At 73.7% G+C, this 22,605-nt stretch carries 26 protein-coding genes, 3 pseudogenes and 1 riboswitch; of the genes and pseudogenes, 14 read left to right on the plus strand and 15 right to left on the minus strand.

Features of this window, described 5'->3' with window-relative positions; all coding sequences use genetic code 11:
- Positions 1–30: 30 nt before the first annotated feature.
- Positions 31–381 (minus strand): hypothetical protein, encoded by a 351-nt coding sequence (locus tag MCAG_RS35630; protein ID WP_255348980.1) that lies wholly within the window; start codon positions 379–381, stop codon positions 31–33.
- Positions 382–477: 96 nt separating this feature from the next.
- Positions 478–1,197, minus strand: coding sequence for a tRNA-dihydrouridine synthase (locus MCAG_RS35635; RefSeq protein WP_007072442.1), 720 nt, complete (start codon positions 1,195–1,197; stop codon positions 478–480).
- Positions 1,198–1,375: 178 nt separating this feature from the next.
- On the opposite strand from MCAG_RS35635, the pseudogene MCAG_RS36180 reads away from it, so the two are divergent.
- Positions 1,376–1,507 (plus strand): annotated as a pseudogene (locus MCAG_RS36180) (type IV toxin-antitoxin system AbiEi family antitoxin domain-containing protein); the annotation flags it as partial.
- Positions 1,508–1,658: 151 nt separating this feature from the next.
- Entirely contained in the window at positions 1,659–1,826 is a 168-nt protein-coding gene (locus tag MCAG_RS32330; protein WP_157547954.1) for a hypothetical protein, read from the plus strand.
- A 74-nt stretch (positions 1,827–1,900) separates the two neighbouring features.
- Here the strand turns inward: MCAG_RS32330 and MCAG_RS07940 are convergent, their stop codons facing one another.
- From MCAG_RS07940 to MCAG_RS07950, 3 genes are all read right to left on the minus strand, one after another.
- On the minus strand, positions 1,901–3,280 hold the full coding sequence (locus tag MCAG_RS07940; protein ID WP_007072443.1) for a glycine--tRNA ligase: 1,380 nt from the start codon (positions 3,278–3,280) through the stop codon (positions 1,901–1,903).
- Between the two features lie 118 nt (positions 3,281–3,398).
- Positions 3,399–3,872: a hypothetical protein gene (locus tag MCAG_RS07945; protein WP_007072444.1), complete on the minus strand. Its 474-nt coding sequence runs from the start codon at positions 3,870–3,872 to the stop codon at positions 3,399–3,401.
- A gap of 126 nt (positions 3,873–3,998) precedes the next feature.
- On the minus strand, positions 3,999–4,340 hold the full coding sequence (locus MCAG_RS07950; protein ID WP_007072446.1) for an antibiotic biosynthesis monooxygenase: 342 nt from the start codon (positions 4,338–4,340) through the stop codon (positions 3,999–4,001).
- A gap of 27 nt (positions 4,341–4,367) precedes the next feature.
- Here MCAG_RS07950 and MCAG_RS07955 point away from each other — a divergent pair, with 27 nt between their 5' ends.
- The 8 genes from MCAG_RS07955 (at position 4,368) to MCAG_RS33525 (ending at position 9,078) form a co-directional block, all read left to right on the plus strand.
- Positions 4,368–4,625, plus strand: coding sequence for a DUF6703 family protein (locus MCAG_RS07955; protein WP_036372810.1), 258 nt, complete (start codon positions 4,368–4,370; stop codon positions 4,623–4,625).
- A 128-nt stretch (positions 4,626–4,753) separates the two neighbouring features.
- A complete protein-coding gene (locus tag MCAG_RS07960) occupies positions 4,754–5,719 on the plus strand; it encodes a metal ABC transporter substrate-binding protein (RefSeq protein WP_036372812.1) in 966 nt (321 codons plus the stop codon).
- Positions 5,716–6,477 (plus strand): metal ABC transporter ATP-binding protein, encoded by a 762-nt coding sequence (locus tag MCAG_RS07965; RefSeq protein ID WP_036372814.1) that lies wholly within the window; start codon positions 5,716–5,718, stop codon positions 6,475–6,477. The genes MCAG_RS07960 and MCAG_RS07965 overlap by 4 nt, the downstream gene beginning before the upstream one ends.
- A 2-nt stretch (positions 6,478–6,479) precedes the next feature.
- Positions 6,480–7,346, plus strand: coding sequence for a metal ABC transporter permease (locus tag MCAG_RS07970; RefSeq protein WP_036372816.1), 867 nt, complete (start codon positions 6,480–6,482; stop codon positions 7,344–7,346).
- 43 nt (positions 7,347–7,389) lie between these two features.
- Positions 7,390–7,689 (plus strand): metalloregulator ArsR/SmtB family transcription factor, encoded by a 300-nt coding sequence (locus MCAG_RS07975; protein ID WP_007072450.1) that lies wholly within the window; start codon positions 7,390–7,392, stop codon positions 7,687–7,689.
- Entirely contained in the window at positions 7,686–8,084 is a 399-nt protein-coding gene (locus tag MCAG_RS07980; protein WP_007072451.1) for a Fur family transcriptional regulator, read from the plus strand. Before MCAG_RS07975 ends, MCAG_RS07980 begins: the two co-directional genes overlap by 4 nt.
- A 48-nt stretch (positions 8,085–8,132) precedes the next feature.
- Positions 8,133–8,738, plus strand: coding sequence for a hypothetical protein (locus MCAG_RS07985; protein WP_036376640.1), 606 nt, complete (start codon positions 8,133–8,135; stop codon positions 8,736–8,738).
- Positions 8,739–8,910: 172 nt separating this feature from the next.
- Positions 8,911–9,078: a hypothetical protein gene (locus MCAG_RS33525; RefSeq protein WP_007072453.1), complete on the plus strand. Its 168-nt coding sequence runs from the start codon at positions 8,911–8,913 to the stop codon at positions 9,076–9,078.
- 72 nt (positions 9,079–9,150) lie between these two features.
- Here the strand turns inward: MCAG_RS33525 and MCAG_RS07990 are convergent, their stop codons facing one another.
- The 7 genes from MCAG_RS07990 to MCAG_RS08020 form a co-directional block, all read right to left on the minus strand.
- On the minus strand, positions 9,151–11,175 hold the full coding sequence (locus tag MCAG_RS07990) for an acyl-CoA dehydrogenase family protein (protein ID WP_036372819.1): 2,025 nt from the start codon (positions 11,173–11,175) through the stop codon (positions 9,151–9,153).
- A gap of 130 nt (positions 11,176–11,305) precedes the next feature.
- The gene (locus MCAG_RS07995; protein ID WP_007072455.1) at positions 11,306–11,809 is read right to left on the minus strand and encodes a DUF6328 family protein; all 504 of its coding nucleotides are present in this window, start codon (positions 11,807–11,809) and stop codon (positions 11,306–11,308) included.
- A gap of 108 nt (positions 11,810–11,917) precedes the next feature.
- Complete coding sequence (locus MCAG_RS08000) at positions 11,918–12,667, minus strand: sugar isomerase domain-containing protein (RefSeq protein WP_007072456.1); 750 nt, start codon at positions 12,665–12,667, stop codon at positions 11,918–11,920.
- A complete protein-coding gene (locus MCAG_RS08005; protein ID WP_007072457.1) occupies positions 12,664–13,527 on the minus strand; it encodes an aminoglycoside N(3)-acetyltransferase in 864 nt (287 codons plus the stop codon). Before MCAG_RS08005 ends, MCAG_RS08000 begins: the two co-directional genes overlap by 4 nt.
- Positions 13,524–14,354, minus strand: coding sequence for an alpha/beta fold hydrolase (locus MCAG_RS08010; RefSeq protein ID WP_036376645.1), 831 nt, complete (start codon positions 14,352–14,354; stop codon positions 13,524–13,526). The genes MCAG_RS08005 and MCAG_RS08010 overlap by 4 nt, the downstream gene beginning before the upstream one ends.
- 29 nt (positions 14,355–14,383) lie before the next feature.
- Entirely contained in the window at positions 14,384–15,139 is a 756-nt protein-coding gene (locus MCAG_RS08015; RefSeq protein ID WP_036372822.1) for a TIGR03943 family protein, read from the minus strand.
- Positions 15,136–16,191 carry a permease gene (locus MCAG_RS08020; protein ID WP_083802225.1) on the minus strand — a complete coding sequence of 352 codons (1,056 nt, stop codon included), beginning with the start codon at positions 16,189–16,191 and terminating at the stop codon, positions 15,136–15,138. The genes MCAG_RS08015 and MCAG_RS08020 overlap by 4 nt, the downstream gene beginning before the upstream one ends.
- A 249-nt stretch (positions 16,192–16,440) precedes the next feature.
- Positions 16,441–16,546, plus strand: a riboswitch (TPP riboswitch).
- A gap of 70 nt (positions 16,547–16,616) precedes the next feature.
- Between MCAG_RS08020 and MCAG_RS08025 the strand changes: the two genes are divergently transcribed.
- The 4 genes and pseudogenes from MCAG_RS08025 to gndA all read left to right on the plus strand — a co-directional run bounded on the left by MCAG_RS08025 (position 16,617) and on the right by gndA (position 21,281).
- Complete coding sequence (locus tag MCAG_RS08025; RefSeq protein WP_007072460.1) at positions 16,617–17,207, plus strand: ECF transporter S component; 591 nt, start codon at positions 16,617–16,619, stop codon at positions 17,205–17,207.
- A 51-nt stretch (positions 17,208–17,258) separates the two neighbouring features.
- The gene (locus MCAG_RS08030) at positions 17,259–18,689 is read left to right on the plus strand and encodes an ABC transporter ATP-binding protein (protein WP_007072461.1); all 1,431 of its coding nucleotides are present in this window, start codon (positions 17,259–17,261) and stop codon (positions 18,687–18,689) included.
- A gap of 193 nt (positions 18,690–18,882) precedes the next feature.
- Positions 18,883–19,678: pseudogene (locus MCAG_RS08040) on the plus strand (energy-coupling factor transporter transmembrane protein EcfT).
- Positions 19,679–19,835: 157 nt separating this feature from the next.
- Positions 19,836–21,281, plus strand: a complete 1,446-nt coding sequence (gene gndA, locus MCAG_RS08045) for an NADP-dependent phosphogluconate dehydrogenase (protein WP_007072464.1) — start codon at positions 19,836–19,838, stop codon at positions 21,279–21,281.
- Positions 21,282–21,332: 51 nt separating this feature from the next.
- Here the strand turns inward: gndA and MCAG_RS08050 are convergent, their stop codons facing one another.
- The 3 genes and pseudogenes from MCAG_RS08050 to MCAG_RS30565 all read right to left on the minus strand — a co-directional run.
- On the minus strand, positions 21,333–21,518 hold the full coding sequence (locus tag MCAG_RS08050) for a hypothetical protein (RefSeq protein ID WP_007072465.1): 186 nt from the start codon (positions 21,516–21,518) through the stop codon (positions 21,333–21,335).
- An 85-nt stretch (positions 21,519–21,603) separates the two neighbouring features.
- The gene (locus MCAG_RS08055; RefSeq protein ID WP_198141723.1) at positions 21,604–22,404 is read right to left on the minus strand and encodes an isoprenyl transferase; all 801 of its coding nucleotides are present in this window, start codon (positions 22,402–22,404) and stop codon (positions 21,604–21,606) included.
- 28 nt (positions 22,405–22,432) lie between these two features.
- A pseudogene (locus tag MCAG_RS30565) lies at positions 22,433–22,605 on the minus strand (DNA repair protein RecO); the annotation flags it as partial.

The raw sequence follows: 22,605 nt of genomic DNA on the forward strand, positions 1-22,605 counted from the left end.
CTGCGCGCCGGGCCCGCTGGCGGCGGGCGGTCAGCCGCCGGAGTCGGCCAGTTCGGCACCCTCCGGGACGGTGTCGTCGTCCCGGCTGGCCAGCCAGCCGTCGGGGAGGAAGACCTTGCCGGGCGAGTTCGTCCGGCCGCGCGGCTGGCCCAGCGTCGCCACCGGGAACGGCTCGGCCGGGTCGAGCTTGCCGAGCAGGTCGTCGAGCTGGGCCAGGCTGTCGATCATCGCCAGCTCGCGGCGCAGCTCGCTGCCGACCGGGAAGCCCTTGAGGTACCAGGCGACGTGCTTGCGGAAGTCCGTGCAGCCGTCCCTCACCCCGGGCCGGGTTGCGCGCCCCCGCCGTGAACTGTCGACCAGCAGCTCCGCGTGCCGGCGCATGTCGCGCACCTCGCCGAGCGTGGGCAGCCGCGCTCGGTCGCCTCAAACGCGCTCAGATCGCGAAGAGCCACGGCCGCCCCAGGCAGCGCCGCCCGATCACACGCCGTCGACCCAGTGTGGGCGACCATTCGCAGCGGCGTCGTCGGCCTTCCAGATGTCGCCGTTGCCGAGCACTGGCACGTCGAGCGACTGCTTGAGGGTGGCGATGGCGTCCCAGTCGGCGGTGCCCGAGTAGCGTTGCGCGGCCGTACGCCCGTGCAGGGCGACCGCCGCGACGCCGGCGTCCTGGGCGGCGAGCCCCGCCTCGACGTACGTCAGGTGGTCGTCGTCGATGCCCTTGCGCATCTTCACGGTGACCGGCACCCCGGCGGGCGACGCGGCGTCCACGGCGGCCCGCACCAGCCGGGCGAAGAGCCGGCGCCGCCACGGCAGGGCCGACCCGCCGCCTTTGCGGGTGACCTTGGGGACGGGACAGCCGAAGTTCAGGTCGATGTGGTCGGCGAGGTCCTTCTCGACCACGATCCGCACGGCGGCGGCGGTGATCTCGGGGTCGGTGCCGTAGAGCTGGAGGCTGCGCGGCCGCTCGTCGTCACCGAAGGCGATCATGCGCAGCGTCTTCGGGTTCCGCTCGACCAGCGCGACCGTAGTGATCATCTCGCAGACGTAGATGCCGCCGCCCTGCTCCCGGCAGAGCCGGCGGAACCCGACGTTGGTGATCCCGGCCATCGGGGCGAGCACCACCGGCGGCCACACCTCGTGTCGCCCGATGCGCAGCCCGCCGCCCGGCCCGCTCCCGCGCCTTCCGCTCCCACTCACCCGCCAAGTGTAAGGAGGGGCCCCTTCTTAACGCCTTTTGCATAGCAGGGGCCCCCTGTTAACCACGGCCCATAGCACAGCCGCCGGCCGGTGGGGCGCCGTCCACAGGGCCGCTCGTCGTCCACAGCCGGCGTGGCCGGGCGAGACAGGCAGGGCCGGCGCGGCCATGCTGCGGGCCATGGCCGACTTCTCACCCGTGTTGGACCGCACGGCGCAACGCCAGCAGCAGATCGTCACGCGGGCGCAGCTGCTGGCCGCCGGCTTCGACGACATGTACCTGTACCGGCAGGCCCGCCGCGGCCGTTGGCAACGTGTCCTCCCGGCGACGTACGCCCTGTTCACCGGCGCGCTGACCGACGAGCAGCGGCGCATCTCCGCCGTCCTCTACGCCGGCGGGCAGGCGGCGGGGGTACGCCGACCTGCCCGCGCTGGACGAGGAGATCCGCCGGGACCCGGACCGCGTGCGCCGCACGGTGGAGGACGCGTACGAGTCGCGGCGCGGCGTCGGCGCCACGACCCGGGTGCGGGTGGAGCCCCGCCCCGAGGAGGCGCCCCGCCCGCAGCCGGACCCGCACGCCGGGGAAGGCCCGCTCACCGGGGAGGACCCGCTCCTCGGGGAGGGGCGGTGAGTCATCGGAGAGGGGCGGTGAGAAGGGGCCCCTTCTCTACCGGAAACGTTAAGAAGGGGCCCTTCCTTACACCTTCAGCAGCCGGGGAGGCGCTCGATCAGGTAGCGCTCCACCTGGTCCAGACCGATGCGCTCCTGGGCCATGGTGTCCCGGTTCCGCACGGTCACCGCGTCGTCGTCGAGGGTGTCGAAGTCGACCGTCACGCAGAACGGGGTGCCGATCTCGTCCTGGCGGCGGTAGCGGCGGCCGATGGCCTGCGAGTCGTCGAACTCCACCACCCAGCGCTTGCGCAGGTCGGCGGCGAGCTGCTTGGCCTTCGGCGAGAGCGCCTCGTTGCGGGACAGCGGCAGCACAGCCACCTTCACCGGGGCCAGGCGCGGGTCGAAGCGCATGACGGTGCGCTTGTCCACCCCGCCCTTGGTGTTCGGGGCCTCGTCCTCGTCGTACGCCTCAAGCAGGAACGCGAGCACCGCGCGGGTGAGGCCGGCGGCCGGCTCGATCACGTACGGCATCCAGCGCTCGCCCTTGGCCTGGTCGAAGTACGACAGGTCGACGCCGGAGTGCTTGCTGTGCGTGGACAGGTCGAAGTCGGTGCGGTTGGCGATGCCCTCCAGCTCGGCGAACTCGTTGCCGCCGAACTGGAACCGGTACTCGATGTCGACCGTGCGCTTCGAGTAGTGGGAGAGCTTCTCCTTGGGGTGCTCGTAGAAGCGCAGGTTCCCCTCGGACAGGCCGAGGTCGAGGTACCAGTTCCAGCGCTCGGAGAGCCAGTACTCGTGCCACTGCTCGTCGGAGCCGGGCTCGACGAAGAACTCCATCTCCATCTGCTCGAACTCGCGGGTGCGGAAGATGAAGTTGCCCGGGGTGATCTCGTTGCGGAACGACTTGCCGGTCTGCGCGATGCCGAACGGCGGCTTCTTGCGGGCGACCGTCTCCACGTTCTTGTAGTTGACGAAGATGCCCTGGGCGGTCTCCGGGCGCAGGTAGTGCAGGCCCTCGTCGCTCTCCACCGGGCCGAGGTAGGTCTTCATCAGGCCGTTGAACATCTTCGGCTCGGTGAAGGTGCCCTTGTTGCCGCAGTTCGGGCAGTTCAGCTCCGTCAGCGAGGTCAGCGGCTTGCCGTGCTTGGCCTCGTACGCCTCCTCCAGGTGGTCGGCGCGGAACCGCTTGTGGCAGGACTGGCACTCGGTCAGCGGGTCGACGAACTCGGCGATGTGGCCGCTGGCCTCCCAGACCTTGCGGGCCAGGATGACCGCCGAGTCCAGGCCGACGACGTCGTCGCGCTGCTGGACCATGGTCCGCCACCACTGCCGGCGGACGTTCTCCTTCAGCTCCACGCCGAGCGGACCGTAGTCCCACGCCGACCGGGTGCCCCCGTAGATCTCACTGGAGGGGAAGACGAAGCCTCGGCGCTTTGCGAGGCTGACGACGGCGTCGATACGGTCGGCTGGCATGTTTCCTCCTACGCCGGCTGGCGGTCGGCGGGGGCGCGAAGTGGATGGAACGGTCGAGCTCGGGACCCACGGTACGACCGCAGCGGCCCCGAGCCCAGGAGAATACCGGGGGCGGCGGTCAGCTCACCCCGCAGACCTCCATGGCGCCGGTCTGCCCGTCGGCGGCGAGGGTGACCTCCTGGTCGCCCCGGTCGCCCCCGCTGAAGGTGACCGAGACCGGCACGGTGAGGTTCGCGGTGTCGACGTCGCCCACCCGGTACGAGTCGATCTGCGGCTCGGCGGAGACGCGACGCTCGAACTCCTGCCGGGACTCGCGTCGCTGCGCGTCGTCGCAGAGCGCGTCGTACGACTGCTCGTACCTGCGCTCGACCAGCCCCTCGTAGTAGTCGTCGGTCACCGAGCGGCCCTGCTCGCGTATTGCCTGCACGTTGCTGACCGCGAGACCCACCACGGCCGTCCCGCCCCCGCCGCAGCAGATCAGCACGGCGACCGCCCCGGCGCCGAGGCCGAGCCACAGGCGGGCGCTCCACCCCTCGGTCGGGGGCGCGGCGAACGGCGGGACCACTCCGGGGCCCGCCGGGGGCGTGGGCACCTCCGGCTCCGGGGGCGTCGGCGGCACGCCGGGGCCCGGCGGGCCGGCGGGCGCGGGCGCCACGGGGTACAGGGGTGGACCGGACGGTCCGGGTGCGGTCATAGGTGCAGGGTAGTGCCCGCCGGCTCAGCGCAGCGGATCAGCGGCCCGATCACTGGGGTTGACCTCGACGGTGCCGCCGGGGGCCGCGCCGGCCAGCGTCTCGTACGCGGACGGCTCGTCCAGGGACTCGGTCAACAGCGGCGTGGCGTGCACCTTCACGTCGAACCCGCCGAGCGCCCGCCGGTACGTCCCGACGGACTCCCACTCGGTGAGCAGGCACCAGTGGCGCGGGTCGTCCAGCGCCCGCAGCAGTTCCCCGCGCAGGTAGCCGGGGCGGGCGGCGAGCGCGGCGAGGGCGGCGTGCGCGCGTTCGGTGAAGGCGGGGGCGACGTCCTCGTCGACCACGAACCGGTTGGTGACCAGCACCCGGGTCCTCCTCGTAGAGTCTGTGGGATGCAGCGTACGCAGCGCTCCCTGCCGGTCCGGCTGGCCCGGGCGAACCCGACGACGATCTTCCTGGTCACCCTGGTGCTGGTGCTGGTGGGGCTGTTCGCCCCCGGGGTGGTCGGCGGGGCGCTGCTGCTGGCGCTCGCCGCCGCCGGAGTGGCGCTGCTGCTCACCACCTGGCCGGTGCAGTCCCCGGCCACCCGGGTGATCCGGCTGGTGATGCTCACCCTGCTGGTGACCGTGGCACTGGCGAAGCTCCTCTGACCACACCCGAGGGGCGGCTGCCGAATCACCCGAAGAGGCAGCCATCGGGGCGGCCGTAGCAGAAACGCCACTCTCATGCAAGGATGCGTTTTTGACAATCAATTTCGTTGTCGCGGAGAGTTGGGGCCATGATGCTCCGCCACCCCACCGCACGTGTCCTGGCCACCGCGACCGCCCTGGTCGCCCTCGGTGCAGTGTCCGCCTGCTCCGACGGCGCCGCGACCAGTGCCGACCCGCAGCGGATCGACGTGGCCGCCGCCTTCTACCCACTCCAGTTCATCGCCGAGCGGGTCGGCGGCGACGCGGTCCGGGTGACCAACCTGACCAAGCCCGGCGCCGAGCCGCACGACCTGGAACTCACCCCGAGCCAGGTCGGCGAGGTGAACCAGGCCGAGCTGGTCGTCTACCTCAAGGGCTTCCAGCCGGCCGTGGACGAGGCGATCGCGCAGAGCGGCGGCGACCGGGCCTTCGACGTGGCCGGGGTGCAGCCGCTGCTGGCCGCGAGCGCCGGTGGGCACGAGCACGAAGGCGAGGGCGAGGGCGAGGAGGAGCACGCCGAGGAGGGCAACGGCGGCAAGGACCCGCACCTCTGGCTCGACCCGACCCGGCTGGCCGGCGTCGCCGACCAGCTCGCCGAGCGGCTCGGCAAGGCCGACCCGGAGCGCGCCGCCGACTACACCGCGCGGGCGAAGACCCTCCGCGCCGACCTGGAGAAGCTGGACGCCGAGTTCGCCGCCGGGTTGAAGACCTGCCAGCGGCGGGAGATCGTGGTGAGCCACACCGCGTTCGGCTACCTGGCCGAGCGCTACAAGCTCGAACAGGTCGGCATCACCGGGCTCACCCCGGAGAACGAGCCCTCCCCGCAGCGCCTCGCCGAGGTCACGAAGGAAGCCCGCGAGCACGGTGCCACCACGATCTTCTTCGAGACTCTGGTCAGCCCGAAGGTCGCCGAGACCATCGCCCGCGAGGTCGGCGCGAAGACCGCGGTGCTCGACCCGCTGGAGGGGCTGACGGCCGACGGCAACGGACAGGACTACCTTTCGGTGATGCGTACCAACCTGCAGACTCTGAGGACGGCGTTGAGCTGCTCGTGACCGAATCTGTCATCACCGTCGCGCACGGGGTGGTCGGCTACGACGGCCGCCCCGTGCTGCGGGACGTCTCCCTCGCCGTCGACGCTGGCGAGGTCGTCGCCGTGCTCGGCGCCAACGGCTCCGGCAAGTCCACCCTGATCCGCGCGGTGCTCGGGCTGGTCCCGCTGCACGCCGGGTCCGTGGCGCTCTTCGGCACCCCGCTGCGCCGGTTCCGGCAGTGGCAGCGCATCGGGTACGTCCCGCAGCGGCTCGGCGCGGGCGGCGGGGTTCCCGCCACGGTCCGCGAGGTGGTTGCCTCCGGCCGGCTGGCCCGCCGGGGCGTGCTTCGCCCACCGGGGCGCGCCGACCGGATCGCGGTCGACGCCGCGCTGGTGTCAGTGGGCCTGGCCGACCGGGCCGGCGACCCGGTGGCCACCCTCTCTGGCGGCCAACAGCAGCGCACCCTGATCGCCCGGGCGCTGGCCGGCGAGCCGGAGTTGCTGGTCCTGGACGAGCCGACCGCCGGGGTCGACGCGGCCAGCCAGGAGGCGTTCGCCGGGGCGCTGCGCGGCTTCCTCGACGACGGCGGGACGGTGCTGCTGGTGGCCCACGAGCTGGGGCCGCTGCGGCCGCTGATCAGCCGGGCCGTGGTGGTGCACCACGGCGGGATCGCGCACGACGGCGCGGTCCCCGAACCGGCCGGCCACCACGCCGACCCCGACCACGACCACGTGCACCCGCACGGACCCAACGAGCCCGTAGGGCTGTGGAGCAGTTGAGCATGGAGCTTTTCCAGTACCCGTACATGCAGCGCGCCCTCATCGGCGCGCTGGTCATCGGCCTGGCCGCCCCGGCGCTCGGCATCTACCTGGTGCAGCGCCGGCTGGCGCTGATCGGCGACGGGGTCGGGCACGTGGCGCTCACCGGGGTCGGCGCGGGGCTGCTGCTCAATCGCTCCCCCGTGCTGGTGGCGGTGGTCGTGGCGACGCTCGGCGCGGTCGCCATCGAGCTGGTCCGGGCCCGGGGCCGCACCTCCGGCGACCTCGCGCTGGCGCTGCTGTTCTACGGCGGCATCGCCGGCGGGGTGATGCTGGTGGGGCTCTCCGACGCCACCAGCGCGAACCTCAACGCGTACCTGTTCGGGTCGCTGACCACCATCTCGCCGCAGGACCTGGTCACGATCGTGGTGCTCGGCGCGGTGCTCCTGGTCACCATGCTGGCGCTGCGCCCGGCGCTGTTCGCGGTCTGCCACGACGAGGAGTACGCCCGGGTCGCCGGCCTGCCGGTGCGGGCGCTGAACCTGCTGCTCGCGGTCGGCACCGCGGTCACCGTGACGATCGCCATGCGGGCCGTCGGGGTGCTGCTGATCAGCGCGTTGATGGTGGTCCCGGTGGCCACCGCCCAGCAGGTCACCCGGGGGTTCCGGGCCACGATGACGGCGGCGATGGCGCTCGGGCTGTTCGCCGCCGGCGCCGGGGTCTGGGTGGCCGCCAACGCCGACACCGCGCCCGGCGCGTCCGTGGTGCTGCTGGCGATCGCCTCCTTCCTCGTGGTGGCGGTCGTCGCGGCGGCCTGGCGGGCGCTGCGCCGACAGCGCGCGGAGTCCGGCGCACCGGCCCCGGAACCCCACGAGGTGGTGCTGCGTTGAGCCTGCTCCTCGGCGTGTCGGCGGGATTGGTTACCGTTATGGAGTGACCAGCGGATCAGGGTACGAGGCCTACGAGGGCGCCGGTGAGTTGCTGCGCGCGCTCGCGGCACCCATCCGACTGGCGATCGTGAGCGAACTGGCGCAGGGTGAACGGTGCGTGCACGAGCTGGTGGAGAAGCTCGGGGCCGCCCAGCCACTGGTTTCCCAGCACCTGCGGGTGCTGCGCGGGGCAGGCGTGGTCCGGGGCTCCCGGCGTGGTCGCGAGATCGCGTACGCGTTGGTCGACGGACACGTCGCGCACATCGTGGCCGACGCGGTAAGCCACGCTGGGGAGGCATCATGACCGAGAGCAGCACCGCCGTCCGGAACACCAGGCAACGCTCCGCGGTCAGCGCGCTGCTGGCCGAGGTGGAGGGCTTCCACAGCGCACAGGACCTGCACGCGATGCTCCGCGAGCGCGGCGAGCGGGTGGGGCTGACCACCGTCTACCGCACCCTGCAGGGGCTGGCCGACGCGGGTGAGATCGACGTGATGCGCCCGCCCGGCGGCGAGCACCTCTACCGGCGGTGCAGCGAGGGTCACCACCACCATCTGGTCTGCCGGGTCTGCGGGCGCACCGTCGAGGTCGCGGGGCCGACCGTGGAGACCTGGGCGGAGCGGGTGGCGGCGCAGCACGGGTACGCCGACGTCAGCCACACCCTGGAGATCTTCGGCACCTGCCCGGCCTGCGCCGGCTGACAATTCCGACCCGTGCCGGTTCGGTCCGGCCGTGGCACGCTGTGCGGCGTGAAAATCTACGCCGATCGCTTCCCGACAGCTTGCCGTCAGTTGCTCACCGACCTGCTCGTCCTCGCCTGGGTCTACGCCACGATCCGCTTCGCGCTCTGGGTGCACGACCTGGTGCGGAAGCTCGCCGTACCCGGTCAGAAGCTGGAAGGCGCCGGCGGCGGCCTGGCCGACAGCCTCGCCGACGCCGGCGGCAAGGTGGGTCGGGTGCCGCTGGTCGGCGACGAGCTGACCGCGCCCTTCACGAAGGCCGCCGACGCCGCGCGGGCCGTCGCCGAGGCAGGCCGCGACCAGCAGGAACTGGTCGGCCAGCTCGCCTTGGCGCTCAGTATCGCGGTGCTGGTCCTCCCCCTGGGCCTGGTGCTGTTCGGCTGGCTGCCGCTGCGGCTGCGCTGGATGCGCCGGGCCGCCTCGGCGAAGGCGCTGGCCACGGCCCCCGCCGGGCGGGACCTGCTGGCCCTTCGGGCGCTGGCCAATCAGCCGCTGGGGAAGCTGGCCCGGGTCGCCCCGGACGTGGCCGAGGCGTGGCGGCGCGGCGACGACGCGACCGTGGACGCGCTCGCCGCGCTGGAGCTGCGCCGGCTCGGCCTGCGAACCGGCCGCTGAGCGGCCGCGCGGGCGGCGACCGGCGGCTCCGTCGGGTACGCCACCGGGCAGTGGCAGGGCGGCTTCGAGGCGACGTCGCGATCCGCACCGCCGGCGCCGCGCCGATCAACGGCTGGACACGTTCGTCGACGACGGCCGACCGGCCCGGCAGCCGCTCGTCTAGGGTGGGGCGGTGCTGTACTTCTTGATCGTCGTCGCCGTGCTGCTGCTGGCGTACGCCGCCGCGCTGGTCAGTTTCGTCCGTCGGGGGCGCAGGATCCCGCCGCAGGCGTACCTGGTGCTGGCGCTGCTCAACGGCCTCATTCTGGCGGCCGTGCTGGCCTGGGCGATCGCCCGCTGACGAGCTGAGCCGGCCCGGTGTTTAACAGGGGCCCCTTGCTATGCAGAAAGCGTTAACAGGGGGCCCTTCCTTTCACTCGTGGGGGATGCGGCGGCGGACGTCCTCGGCGGTGGACGGGCCGGGCGTCCAGCGGGCCACCCAGGGCAGCTCGGCGGGTGGGGTGATCACCCCGTCCTCCAGGGCGGCGTACCGGCCGGCGAGGATCCGCCTCGCCGCCGCCACGTCGACCGAGTCGGTGTTCGCCCACAGGCCGGCGAACAGGGCGTCGACCCGCAGCCGGGCCTGACGGCAGAACAGGTCGGCCAGCTCGACGTGCTCCGGGCGCGCGTCCTTCTCCGCGTACGCCCGCACGCAGACGGCGCTCATCGCGAACAGCTCCGCGCCGATGTCCACCACCCGGCCGAGGAACGCCTGCTTGCGCTCCATCTTCCCCTGCCACCGCGACATCGCGTAGAACGTCGACCGGGCCAGCTTGCGGCTGTACCGCTCGACCTGGCGCAGGTGCCCGGCGAGCGGGCCGAACTCCGCGTACGCCTTCGGGGCCTGACCCCGGCCGACGGCGAGGGTGGGCAGCCACCTCGCGTAGAACGCGCCGGCCCGCGCGCCGGCCCTGGCCTTGCGGCCGAGCCCCGCGTCGGGGTCGATCAGGTCCCCGGCGACGGAGAGGTGGGCGTCGACCGCCTCGCGGGCGATCAGCAGGTGCATGATCTCGGTGGAGCCCTCGAAGATCCGGTTGATCCGCAGGTCCCGCAGGAGCTGCTCGACCGCCGCCGGGCGCTCGCCCCGGGCGGCCAGGGAGTCGGCGGTCTCGTAGCCGCGCCCACCCCGGATCTGGATCAGCTCGTCGCCGATCTTCCAGGCCATCTCGCTGGCGTACAGCTTGACCAGGGCCGCCTCGATCCGGATGTCGTTGCGGTCGTCGTCGGCGAGCAGGCAGCACAGGTCGAGCATCGTCTCCATGCCGTACGTGGTAGCGGCGACGAAGGCGAGCTTCTGGGCGACGGCCTCGTGCTCGCCCACCGGCCGGCCCCACTGGACCCGGTCGGCGGCCCACTCCCGGGCCACGTTGAGCGACCACTTCCCGGCACCGACGCACATCGCCGGCAGCGAGAGCCGACCCGTGTTGAGGGTGGTCAGGGCGATCTTGAGACCCTTGCCCTCGCCACCGATGACGTTCTCGGCCGGCACGAACACGTCGTGGAACCGGGTGAGGCTGTTCTCCAGGCCGCGCAGGCCGGTGAACTCGTTGCGCCGTTCCACGGTGATGCCCTCGGCGTCGCCGTCGACGACGAACGCGGTGATCCCGCCGCGCCGCCCCTCGCTCGCCGGCACCCGGGCCATCACCACCAGCAGGGTGGCCACGGTGCCGTTGGTGGCCCAGAGCTTGACCCCGTTGAGCCGGTAGCCGGTGCCGTCGGCGGTCGGCTCGGCGGTGGTGGCCAGCCGTGCCGGGTCGGAGCCGACGTCCGGCTCGGTGAGCAGGAACGCCGACACCTCACCGGCGGCGAGCCGGGGCAGGAAGCTCCGCTTCTGCTCGCCGGTGCCGAACATCTTCAGCGGCTGCGGGACGCCGATCGACTGGTGCGCCGACAGCAACGCCCCGATCGCGGGGCTGACCGAGCCGGCCAGCATCAGCGCCCGGCAGTAGTGCAGGTTGCTCAGCCCGAGCCCGCCGTACTCCCGGTCGATCTTCATGCCGAACGCGCCGAGCCGGGCCAGTCCCCGGAACACCTCGTCGGGGATGCGGGCGTCCCGCTCGATCGCCGCGCCGTCCACCTCGGAGGTGAGGTACCCGCGCAGCCGGGCCAGGAACTCCTCGGCGCGGGCGTCCTCGGCCGGGTCGGTGCGCGGCCACGGGTGGACCAGGTCGAGCCGGAACCGCCCGAGGAACAGCTCCCTGCCGAAGCTGGGCCGGTCCCAGGCCGACTCGCGGGCCGCCTCGGCGACCTGCCGGGCCTCCTTCTCGGACACCTGCCCGGCCTCCGCCGGCAGCGGGCCGGTGGTTCCCGGGCCCGCGCTCCCCTGCGCCGGGGGCAGGCCGGCTCCGGCCCCTTCCACCGGGTCGGGCGCGGGTCGGCTGTTCTGGGTCGTGGTCACGGCGGCCTCCTCGAACCTCGGTCCGGATGCGTCAACGTGCTCGACACAAACAACGCTACCCCCGGTTGTTACCCAGGGGTAGCGTCGCGGATACCTCGGATTTCCGACAGCGTCGCCGCTGGTCGGAGGGTCAGTCGCCGGCGAGCACCTGCGGATCGTCATCGTCGTCGTCGACGTCGTCCTCGCCCCAGTTGCGGCGGGCGAACGGCAGGAAGGCCCAGAGGGTCAGGAACCAGACGGCGGTGATCGCGGTGAGCACGAAGGCGATGCCCCGGTTCAGCACGAAGTCGGTGATCAGCAGGACCGCGCTGACCATCGAGACGAGCATGAACGCGAGCCCGCCGCTGGCCATCCGGTGGGCAAAGCGGACCAGCTCCGGCTTGCGCCCCTGGCGGAACAACGCCCGGTGGAAGGCCACCGGGCTAATGATCATCGCGGTGGCGGCGGCAGCCGCCAACAGCGAGACGATGTAGACGTCCTTCTGGAAGGCGTTGGTGCGGGTGAAACCGCTGCTGAACGGCAGGGTCAGCAGGAACGCGAAGAGGATCTGCACGCCGGTCTGCGCGACCCGCAACTCCTGGAGCAGATCGGCGAAGTTGCGCTGCCAGCGCTGCCTCTCGGTTTCCTTCGACACGTGTTACCTCCGGGGCGACGGTACTGCCGGCGGGTGCGGCCCGCCGACAGCATCGCCATTGCCCGATCGCCCGGGCGGCGAAACCGATTCACGCCCATGCCCGCGCGGTCAGGAGCCCCGACGGATCCGGCCCGCGTACCGGGCCTCCAGGGCGTTGTTGTGCTCGTCGCCGCCGGCGATGTTGGCCGACAGGTAGACCGGGGGCCGCTCCCCCGCCGCGAGCAGCCGGGCCACCACCTCGACCGTGATCTGCTGCGCGAGCAGGGCCGCCGTGATCGAGGAGACCGCGCCGACCGCGCCGCCACCGGGCATCGGCAGGGTCGCGTCGCCGTACGGGGCCCCGTTGTCCAGCACCACGTCGGCGAAGTCGGCCAGCTTCCGCCCCGACGGGTGCCGGGAGGTCATCCGCGCCGAGTGCTGGGCCGACGTGATGGCGATCAGGCGGTGCCCGCGCCCGGTCACCAGCGCCGCGAACTCCACGATCGCCCCGTTGACCCCGGAGTTGGAGGCCACCACGAACACGTCGGACGGGTGAACCGGGGCCAGCTCGTAGAGGCGGTGGGCCACCGACGGGTCCCGCTCCAGTAGCGGGCCAAGGACGTCGGCCGGCGCCCCGCCGTGCAGTACCACGTCGCGCAGCGCGATCCGGTTGGTCGGCACCAGGCCACCGGCCCGGCCGGCGATCTCCATGGCGAGGGCCTCCGAGTGGCCGGTGCCGAACGCGTGGACCACCCCGTCGGCGCGCAGCGCGTCGGCGATCAGCTCGGCCGCACGACCCACCGCCTCCCGCTGGCTGGCCGACACCTGCCCGATCGTCTCCGTCACCACCGCCAGGTAGCTCTCGGCGCTGAGCGTCATGCGTCCTCCATCCGCCGGTTTCTGTCCGCCGCCGGTGGATCTGGGTCCGCCGCCCGCCGGTTGCGGGCCAGCCACCCCACCGCGAAGTCGACCGCCGCCCGCTGGCGCATCAACCGTCCCGTCCCTTCGCCGACCGGGCCGACCCGCACCGCCCCGGTCGCCTCCAGGCCGGCCCCGAGCCGGGGGAAATCGCCCTCGTCGAGCACGATGTCGTCCCACCACACCCAACGCCGCCCGCCGTCCGGGGTGAGCACCGCCGCGCCCTCCCGCTGCCTCGGCGGGGTGGCCTGCCGGTACTCGGCCAGGTGCAGCGACGTGTTCGAGTCGTGGCCGACGCCGAGCAGCAGCACGTCGGCGTCGGCGTCGGCGTCGTACAGCCGGCCCAACGGCGACTCGGCACCGAGCATGCCGGCCAGGGGATGCCCGGTCACGACCCGCTCGGCGGCGGGCCCGAGGGCGGCGAAGGAGACCCGCGGGTGATCGCTACGCCGGGCCCCCGGCCAGCACCGGACCGTCTCGGCCAGCGCCCCCATGAACCGGCTCGGGGTGACCGCCGGGTCGAAGGCGGGGGTCTCGGCCCGGATCACCGGCCACCAGTCCGCCGGCACCGGCGGGTTCCGCCACCCGGCCGGGTCGCTGTTCTCCGGTGTGTGGGTGGGCACCACGATCGTGCCCTGCGGGCCAAGCGCGTCGCGCAGGGCGAGGGCCACCGCCTGCGCGCCGCCGCAGACGAACCCGAGCGCCTTCAGCCCGGCGTGCACGAGCACGATGCCGCCGGGGCGTACCCCCAGGTCGGCGAGCTGCGCCGCGAGCGACGCGCGGGTGTGTGGCCGGGTCGCGCCGGGCCCGGTCGCGGTCATCGGGCGGTCGCCGTGCGTGCCAGGACCGCCTCGGCCAGCGGGCCCGGCGCCTCGTCGGGGATCCAGTGCGACACCCCGGCCAGCGTGACGCGGCGGTAGTCGCCGGTGACGTGCCCGGCGCACGCCTCGGCGGCGGTACGGCCGATCGCCCTGTCCCGGTCGCTCCAGACGAAGGTGGTCGGCACCGGCACCGGACCGACCGCCGCGAGGTCCCGCCTGGACATCGCGCGGTACCAGTTCAGGGCGGCGGTCAGCGCGCCCTGGGCGCGCATCGGCTCGGCGTAGTGGGCGACCCGGTCGGCGTCGCCGACGCCGCCGAGCAGCCGGCGCAGGGCGGCGGCCCGAAACGCCAGCAGCACCTTCTCGGCCTTGCCCGGCTTGCGGAACAGGGCGATGTACGACGAGCGGGCCTTCTGCTCGGCGTCGGTGGCCAGCGCGTGCGCCATCGCGGCGGGGTGCGGGACCGACACGGCGGTGAGGGTGCGCACCCGGTCGGGGTGGGCGGCGGCGAGCCCCCAGGCGACGATCGCGCCCCAGTCGTGCCCCACCACGTGGGCCGCGTCGACGCCCAGCGCGTCGAGCACCGCCGCCGCGTCGGCGACCAGCTCGGGAACGCGGTACGCCTCGACCGCCGCCGGCCGGGCGCCAGGCGAGTATCCGCGCTGGTCGAGCGCGTACGTGCGCAGCCCAGCGGCGTGCAGCGCCGGGGTCACCCCGTCCCACTCGCCGCTGTGCTGCGGGAAGCCGTGCAGCAGCAGCACCGGCTCGCCGTCGGCCGGACCGCCGGTGCGCACCTCGAACGTCAGCCCTCGCGCGTCGACCCGCATGATCGGCAGCCTACCCGGGGCGCCCGCGCTCACTCGTACTGGTTTCTCGGCGCGGGCACCTCCCGCCAGGACTCCACGGCCAGGTACGGGATCTCGGCGTCGTTGACCGGGTCCCGCGCGATTCGGTCGCTGTAGCGGCCGGTGACCTCGACCCAGGTGTCGTGCGGCAGGCCGACGGGCACGTCGCCGGTCATCCCCAGCTTGACCGGGCGGCCGTCGGCGGCGCAGCAGGAGAGCACCATGCGGGCCAGGATCGGCTGCCCGTCAGGACCGGGCGCGATGAACCCGGTGAGCCGGACCCGCCGGTCGCCGATCGACTCGCCCCGCTCGAACAGCGCCCGGGCGGCGTAGTCGAGGACGGTGACCGGGGCCGGGTCGCCCGGCGGCAGGGGCGGGTAGTCCGACTGCTGCTTGCTGGCCAGCGCGGTGCCGGCCTGGCCCACCGCGTACGAGCCGAGGGCCGGCGGGGCGACCAGCAGCAGCCCGAGCACCGGCAGCAGGAGCAGCCAGCCGACGCGCGGCTCGTGGTGACCGTGCCCGTCGTCGTCGGCCGCGTGGCCGTGCCCGTCGTCGTCGGGCCCGTGACCGGGGTCGGCCGGGGCCGGCGCGGGCCGCAGGTCGTACCAGAGGGTCATGATCGCGGCGGCGATCAGCGCGAGCCCGGCGGCGATGAGGAACGGCCGCAGCCCTTCCTTGACGTACCGCAGGTAGAGATCGGTGACGCTGGCCCGGACCACCGCGCCGCCGAGCAGCAGCAGCATGACCGCCTGCGCCTGCCGGTTCACAGCAGCACCGTCCCGGCGAGGCTGGCCACCCCGACGGCGACCACGAAGGTCGCCGGGGCGAACCGGAACGCGAACCGGCGACCGAAGATGCCGGCCTGCATCGAGATCAGCTTGAGATCGACCATCGGCCCAACCACCAGGAAGACGAGACGGGAGGTGAGAGAGAACTGCGACAGCGACGCCGCGACGAAGGCGTCGGCCTCCGAACAGAGCGACAGCAGCACGGCGAGCACGGCCAGGGCGAGCACCGACAACACCGGGGAGTCGGCGAGGGTCTGCAACCACCGCTCCGGCACCAGCACGTTGATGCTGGCGGCGGCCATCGCGCCGACGACCAGGAAGCCGCCGGCGTGAATGATGTCGTGCCGCATGGCCGCCCAGAAGGCCGCGCCCCGCGACGTGCCCTCCAGCTCGGGCCGGTGCGGCAGCCGGATCCAGTCGGCGCGGCCGAGCCGCAGCCAGAGCCATCCCATGATCATGGCGACGACCAGGCTGGCCAACGCCCGAGCGAGCACCATCTCCGGTGCTCCCGGGAAGGCGACGGCGGTAGCGGCGAGCACGATCGGGTTGACCGCCGGAGCGGCGAGCAGGAACGCCAGGGCCGCCGCCGGGGTGACGCCACGCCGGATCAGGGAGCCGGCGATCGGCACCGCACCGCACTCGCAGCCGGGCAGCACCACACCGGCGGCGCTGGCCACCGGCACCGCGAGGGCCGGATGCCGGGGCAGCGCCCGGGCCCAGAACGAGCGTGGCACGAAGACCGCGATCACCGCCGAGAGCAGTACCCCGAAGACCAGGAACGGCACCGCCTGCACGAGCACCGAGACGAAGACCGTGGTCCAGGTCTGCAACCGGGGCCCGGCCAGCGCGGCGGCGAGCTGCTCGCGGAACACGATCAGCAGGACCAGCAGCGCGGCCAGCACCTCGACCGAGCCGAACCAGCCGCCGACGGAGCGTCGCGGCCCGCCCGGTGCCGCCTTCCCCTCCGGTACGTCCGGCGTGGCCCCGCCGGCCGCTCCCGTCCCCGGGGTCGCCCCGGGCGGGACATCCACCGACCCGCCGTCCGCCGCCGGCGCCCTGGCGGCTCCCCCGCCGGGTCTGACGGGCGGGACGGAACTGTCCGTCGTCGATGTCACGGTCACGCTCCCTCGGGGCGGATGGATTCGGCGGCGCGACACTACCGCGCCCAGCGGCCCGGGTCGATGGACTCCGCCAAGATGGTGGTGTCTGGATCGGAGTGAGCTGCGAAAAGGTCCTTTTGCCCGGTGATCTTCCAGGGTGTAGCGTCAACGGGACAACTTCACATCCGACAGGGGAGCGCACAGCGCTGAGAGTGCGGGCACCGCCCGCAGACCCTCGAACCTGATCTGGGTAATGCCAGCGCAGGGAGTTCGGTCGACCTCCAGCCGCGTCGACGTCCGGTTCCACCGGGCGCGACGTGCGTCTTCTCCTGGTTCGTCAAGGACTGGGAGCCGCCATGAACCACACCGACAGCAACCGCTGGCGCACGATCGACATCGTGGTCGCCTCGGTGATCGCCGTCGCCTTCGGCGTCATCTTCTGGGCCTGGGGCCTGGTCTGGAGCGCCACCGAGGGGGCGTTCGCGTTCTTCCCGCCCGCGCAGACCCTGCTCTACGGCGTCTGGCTGATGCCGGCCGTGCTCGGCGGCCTGGTGATCCGCAAGCCGGGCGCGGCCCTGTACTGCGAGACCGTCGCCGCCGTCCTGTCCGCCCTGCTGGGCAGTCAGTGGGCCGGCACGGTGATCCCGCAGGGCATGATCCAGGGCCTGGGCGCGGAGCTGGCGTTCGCCGCGTTCCGGTACCGCTCGTTCCGGCTGCCGACCGCGCTGCTCGCCGGGGCGTTCACCGGTGTCAGCGCCGCCCTGTTCGACTTCTTCGTCTGGAACGCCGAGTACGACCTGACCGGCTACCGCCTCCCGTACGCCCTGATCACCGTGATCAGCGCCACGATCATCGCGGGCGCGGGCGGCTGGGCGCTGACCCGCGCCCTGGCCACCACCGGCGCCCTGGACCGCTTCCCCGCCGCCCGCACCCGAACCCCCATCTAGGCGACCTGGCGCGGGCATCCGCTCGAGGCTGGGCGGGGAGGGAGGGGTCCGATGGGTCAGGTGGTGGCTCGGGGGTTCGGGTGGCGGCATGCTGGGCGGCGGGCCTGGGCGGTGCGGGGAGTCGACCTGCGCGTCGAGGTTGGGGAGCGGGTGCTGCTGCTGGGGCCGTCCGGTGCCGGCAAGAGCACGCTGCTGGCCGCGCTGGCCGGGCTGTTGGCCGACGACTCGGGCGAGCAGGAGGGCACCGTCGAGGTCGACGGGCTCGACCCCCGCACCGACCGGAAACGGGTCGGCATCGTCTTCCAGGACCCGGAGAGCCAGCTCGTGATGGCCCGCTGCGGCGACGACGTCGCGTTCGGGCTGGAGAACCGGGGTGTGCCCGCCGGTGAGATCTGGCCCCGGGTGGACGAGGCGCTGCGCCGGGTCGGCTTCCCGTACCACCGGGACCGCCCGACCGCGGCCCTCTCCGGCGGCGAGCAGCAGCGGCTGGCGCTGGCCGGGGCCCTCGCCCTGCGGCCGGGACTGCTGCTGCTCGACGAGCCGACCGCCAACCTCGACCCGGCCGGGGCGGCGCTGGTCCGCCGGGCCGTGGCCGACGCCGTGGCCGCCGACACCACGCTGATCCTGGTCGAGCACCGCGTCGCCGAGGCGCTGCCGCTGGTCGACCGGGTGGTGGTGCTGGAGCCGGGCGGCGGGGTCCGCGCCGACGGGCCGCCGGAGGCGGTCTTCGCCGTCCACGGCGACGCGCTCGCCGCCGAGGGGGTCTGGGTGCCCGGCCGGACGGTGCCGCCCCGGCAGGCCACCGCCGCCCCCGGCGACCCGCTGCTCACCACCGACCGGGTCGCCCTGCCGCCCCGCCTCGCCCCGACGGATCTGGCGGTACGCGCCGGCGAGGCGCTCGCCGTCCTCGGCCCGAACGGGGCGGGCAAGTCCACCCTGGCGCTGCTGCTCGGCGGGCTGCTGCGGCCAGGGGCCGGCCGGGTGGCGGCGACCCCGGAGCTGGCCGGGCGGGACGCCGCCGTCGCACCGCACCGCTGGCGGGCGCCCACTTTGGCCCGCCGGATCGGGTCGGTCTTCCAGGACCCGGAGCACCAGTTCGTCACCGGGACGGTCTTCGACGAGCTGGCCCTCGGGCCGCGCCGCACCGGCCAGGCCGAGGCCGCCGTCCGGGCCACCGTGGACGGACTGCTCGACCGGCTGCGGCTGGCGCGGCTGGCCCGGGCGAACCCGTACACCCTCTCGGGTGGGGAGGCGCGGCGGCTGAGCGTGGCGACCGCCCTGGCCACCGCGCCCCGCCTGCTGGTCTGCGACGAGCCCACCTTCGGCCAGGACCGGCGCACCTGGCTGGAGCTGGTCGACCTGTTCGCCGAGCTGCGCGACGGCGGGCACGGCGTCGTCACCGTCACCCACGACCCGGACTTCGTGGCGGCCCTGGCCGACCGGCGGGTCACCCTGACCGGCGGGGCGGCGGTGACGGCATGACCAGCCACGGGCCGGCGACCGGCACGCGCCACGGGCAGGGGAGCGGCACGCGCCACGGGCAGGGGAGCGGCACGCGCCACGGGCAGGGGAGCGGCACGCGCCACGGGCAGGGGAGCGGCACGCGCCACGGGCAGGGGAGCGGCACGCGCCACGGGCAGGGGAGCGGCACGCGCCACGGGCCGGCGGTGGCGGCGTGATCAGCATCGCGCCGGTGGCCACGCCCGGCAGGCCGCTGGCCCGGCGCAACCCGGTGGCGAAGGTCGCCGCCGCGCTGGTCTTCTCGTTCGCCCTGCTCGCCACCCTGGACCCGGTGGCACCGGCCATCGCCATCGGCGTCGAGCTGGCCGTGCTGCCGCTGTTCGGATCCGTACTGATGCTCGCCCGCGGCCGGGCCACTGCTGCTCAGGGCCGCCGGCATCGTGGTCACCCTGGTCCTGTTCGCCGCCGAGCGCACCGGCCGGGTGCTGGTCGAGGCGGGGCCGGTGCTGGTCACCAGCGGGGTCCTGCTGACCGCGCTCGGGTTGGCGTTGCGCATGCTCGCGGTGGCGCTGCCCGGCGTGATCGTCTTCGCCACCACCGACCCCACCGACCTGGCCGACGCGCTGGTCCAGAACGCGAAGGCCCCGGCCCGCTTCGCGATCGGCGCGCTCGCGGCGTTCCGGCTCGTGCCGCTGCTCGGCCGGGAGTGGCAGATGATCAGTATGGCCCGGCGGGCGCGCGGAGTGGACGCCGGGCGCAACCCCGTGGCCCGGCTGCGGCTGTTCGTCTCGACCGCGTTCGCGCTGCTGGTCGGGGCGATCCGGCGGGGCACCCGGCTGGCGGTGGCGATGGACGCCCGGGGGTTCGACGCGGGCACCCCGCGCACCGTGGCCCGGCGGCAGCGGTTCACCGCCGCCGACGGCCTGCTGATCGCCGGGGCGGCGGCGCTGGCCGGGGCGGCGCTGGCGGTCAGCGTCGCGCTGGGCACGTTCCGCCCGCTGATCGGCTGACCAGGAGCGTGGACGACGGGCCCGAGGGCGGGGCGCGCGGCCGGGGCCTGCGGCGACGCAACCACACTGTGACACTGTGTCGACCACGGGTCCCGGTCCGTTGGACGGCGCGATACCGTCGCAGCACTACAGGCGACGCGAGAGGTGGCGGGTACGGATGACGCAACAGGCGACGGCGCAGATCGGCGTGACGGGGCTGGCGGTGATGGGCCGGAACCTGGCCCGCAACCTGGCCCGGAACGGGTTCACGGTGGCGGTGCACAACCGGTCGCCGGAGCGGACCCGCAGCCTGGTCGCCGATCACGGTGACGAGGGAACGTTCGTGCCGTCCGAGTCCCTGGAGGATTTCGTCGCGTCGCTGGAGCGCCCCCGCGCCGTGATCATCATGGTCAAGGCGGGCGCACCCACCGACGCGGTGATCGACGAGCTGGTGCCGCTGCTGGACGAGGGCGACATCATCGTCGACTGCGGCAACGCCCACTTCGCTGACACCCGGCGGCGGGAGGAGGCGCTGCGCGCCCGAGGGCTGCACTTCTCCGGCACCGGCGTGTCCGGCGGCGAGGAGGGCGCGCTGCTCGGGCCGAGCATCATGCCGGGCGGCTCCGCCGAGTCGTACGCGAAGCTCGGCCCGATGTTCGAGAAGATCGCCGCGCAGGTGGACGGCACCTCGTGCTGCCGGCACATCGGCCCGGACGGCGCCGGCCACTTCGTGAAGATGGTCCACAACGGCATCGAGTACGCCGACATGCAGCTCATCGCCGAGGCGTACGACCTGCTGCGGGCCGGGCTGTCGGCGAGCCCGGCGGAGATCGCCGAGATCTTCCGGGAGTGGAACACCGGCGAGCTGGAGTCGTTCCTCATCGAGATCACCGCCGAGGTGCTGGGGCACACCGACGCGGCGACCGGCCGCGCCTTCGTGGACGTGGTACTCGACCAGGCCGAGCAGAAGGGCACCGGCCGCTGGACGGTGCAGAGCGCGCTGGACCTGGGCATCCCGATCACCGGCATCGCCGAGGCGACGTTCGCCCGATCGCTGTCCGGGCACGCCGGCCAGCGCGAGGCCGCCCGCCGGGCGTTCGGCGACGCCGGGGAGAAGTGGCAGGTCGAGGACCGGGACACCTTCGTCGAGGACGTGCGGCGCGCGCTGCTGGCCAGCAAGATCGTCGCGTACGCGCAGGGCTTCGACCACATCCGTGCCGGCAGCAGCGAGTACAACTGGGACATCGACCTGGGCGGCACCGCGACGATCTGGCGGGGCGGCTGCATCATCCGGGCCCGTTTCCTGGACCGGATCAAGGAGGCGTACGACGCCCAGCCGGAGCTGCCGTCGCTGCTGGTCGCGCCGTACTTCGCCGAGGCGGTCAGCGCCGGCGTGCCGAGCTGGCGGCGGGTGGTGGTCGACGCGGCCCGCGCCGGGGTGCCCACGCCGGCGTTCTCCTCCTCGCTGGCGTACTTCGACGGGCTGCGCGCCGAGCGGCTACCCGCCGCGCTGTTGCAGGGGCTGCGGGACAACTTCGGCGCGCACACCTACCGCCGGGTGGACCGGGACGGGTCGTTCCACACGCTGTGGGCCACCGAGGCTCGCTCCGAAGTGGAGGCCTGAGCACTCCGTCGGCGCCGCCCCCGAGGTGCGGGGGCGGCGCCGACGGACGGGTCAGAAGAACCGGCGACGCTTGGCCTTGTGCGGGCGCAGCAGGTCGGCGCCCCTGGTGAGCAGTCGGGTGACGCCGGTGGGGCCGCGTCGGGCCTCCAGCGTGTGGCTGAGCCGGCGTGCGCCGGCCGCAGCCAGCGGCACGGCGGCCGCCATGACCGCCCACTGGGCAATCCGCTTCTGAATCATGTGGGTTCACCTCCGCCGTCGTGGCTGTTGCCGACGGTGATACCCCACCGGCCGCGCCGGTAAGCCTGCCTCGGCTGCGGGGTGCTCAGAGCTGCGGGGCCACCGGGTTGGGCAGCGCGCCGCCGAACCGGCGGTCCCGCTGGGCGTACAGCTCGCAGGCGTACCACAGGTGACGGCGGTCGAAGTCCGGCCAGAGGGTGTCGAGGAACACCAACTCCGCGTACGCGGTCTGCCAGAGCAGGAAGTTGGAGATCCGCTCCTCCCCGGACGGGCGGAGGAAGAGGTCCACCTCGGGGATCTCCGGGTGGTAGAGGTACTTCGCCACGGTCTTCTCGGTGACCTTGCCCGGGTCGAGCCGGCCGGCCGCCACGTCACGGGCGATCGCGGCGGCGGCGTCGGCGATCTCGGCCTGCCCCCCGTAGTTGACGCAGAACTGGAGGGTCAGCGTCGAGTTGCCCCGGGACATCTCCTCGGCGGTCTGCAACTCGGAGATGACGCTCTTCCACAGCCGCCCGGCGCGGCCGGACCAGACCACCCGCACGCCCAGATCGACGAGCTGGTCACGGCGGCGGCGGATGACGTCGCGGTTGAAGCCCATCAGGAACCGGACCTCCTCCGGCGAGCGCCGCCAGTTCTCGGTGGAGAACGCGTACGCCGACAGGTAGGGGATGCCCAGCTCGATCGCACCCTCGATGGTGTCGAAAAGGCTGTGCTCGCCCTGCTCGTGACCCTTGGTGCGGGGTAGCCCCCGCTCCTTGGCCCACCGGCCGTTGCCGTCCATGACGATCGCGACGTGCTTCGGCAACGCGTCGGCCGGCAACGCCGGGGGCCGGGCACCCGACGGGTGCGAAGTCGGCGGCACCGGCGCACCCCGGCCGGGCCTCATCGATCGGATCACTCGGTCTTCTCCCTGTTCACAGCGGCGGTACCGCCCCGGCCGCCGGGCCGCCCCGGTCGACCAGCGGCAGCGAGCGTAGCGCGCGCTCCAGGTGCCATTTGCAGGTGCGCCGCGACCAGGCCGCTGCACTCCCGGCGTACGCCGGTCTCGGTGGCGTCGGCGAGCACCCAGTCGCCGGTGGTGAGCGCG

It is taken from the genome of Micromonospora sp. ATCC 39149, from assembly GCF_000158815.1.
Lineage (GTDB): Bacteria > Actinomycetota > Actinomycetes > Mycobacteriales > Micromonosporaceae > Micromonospora.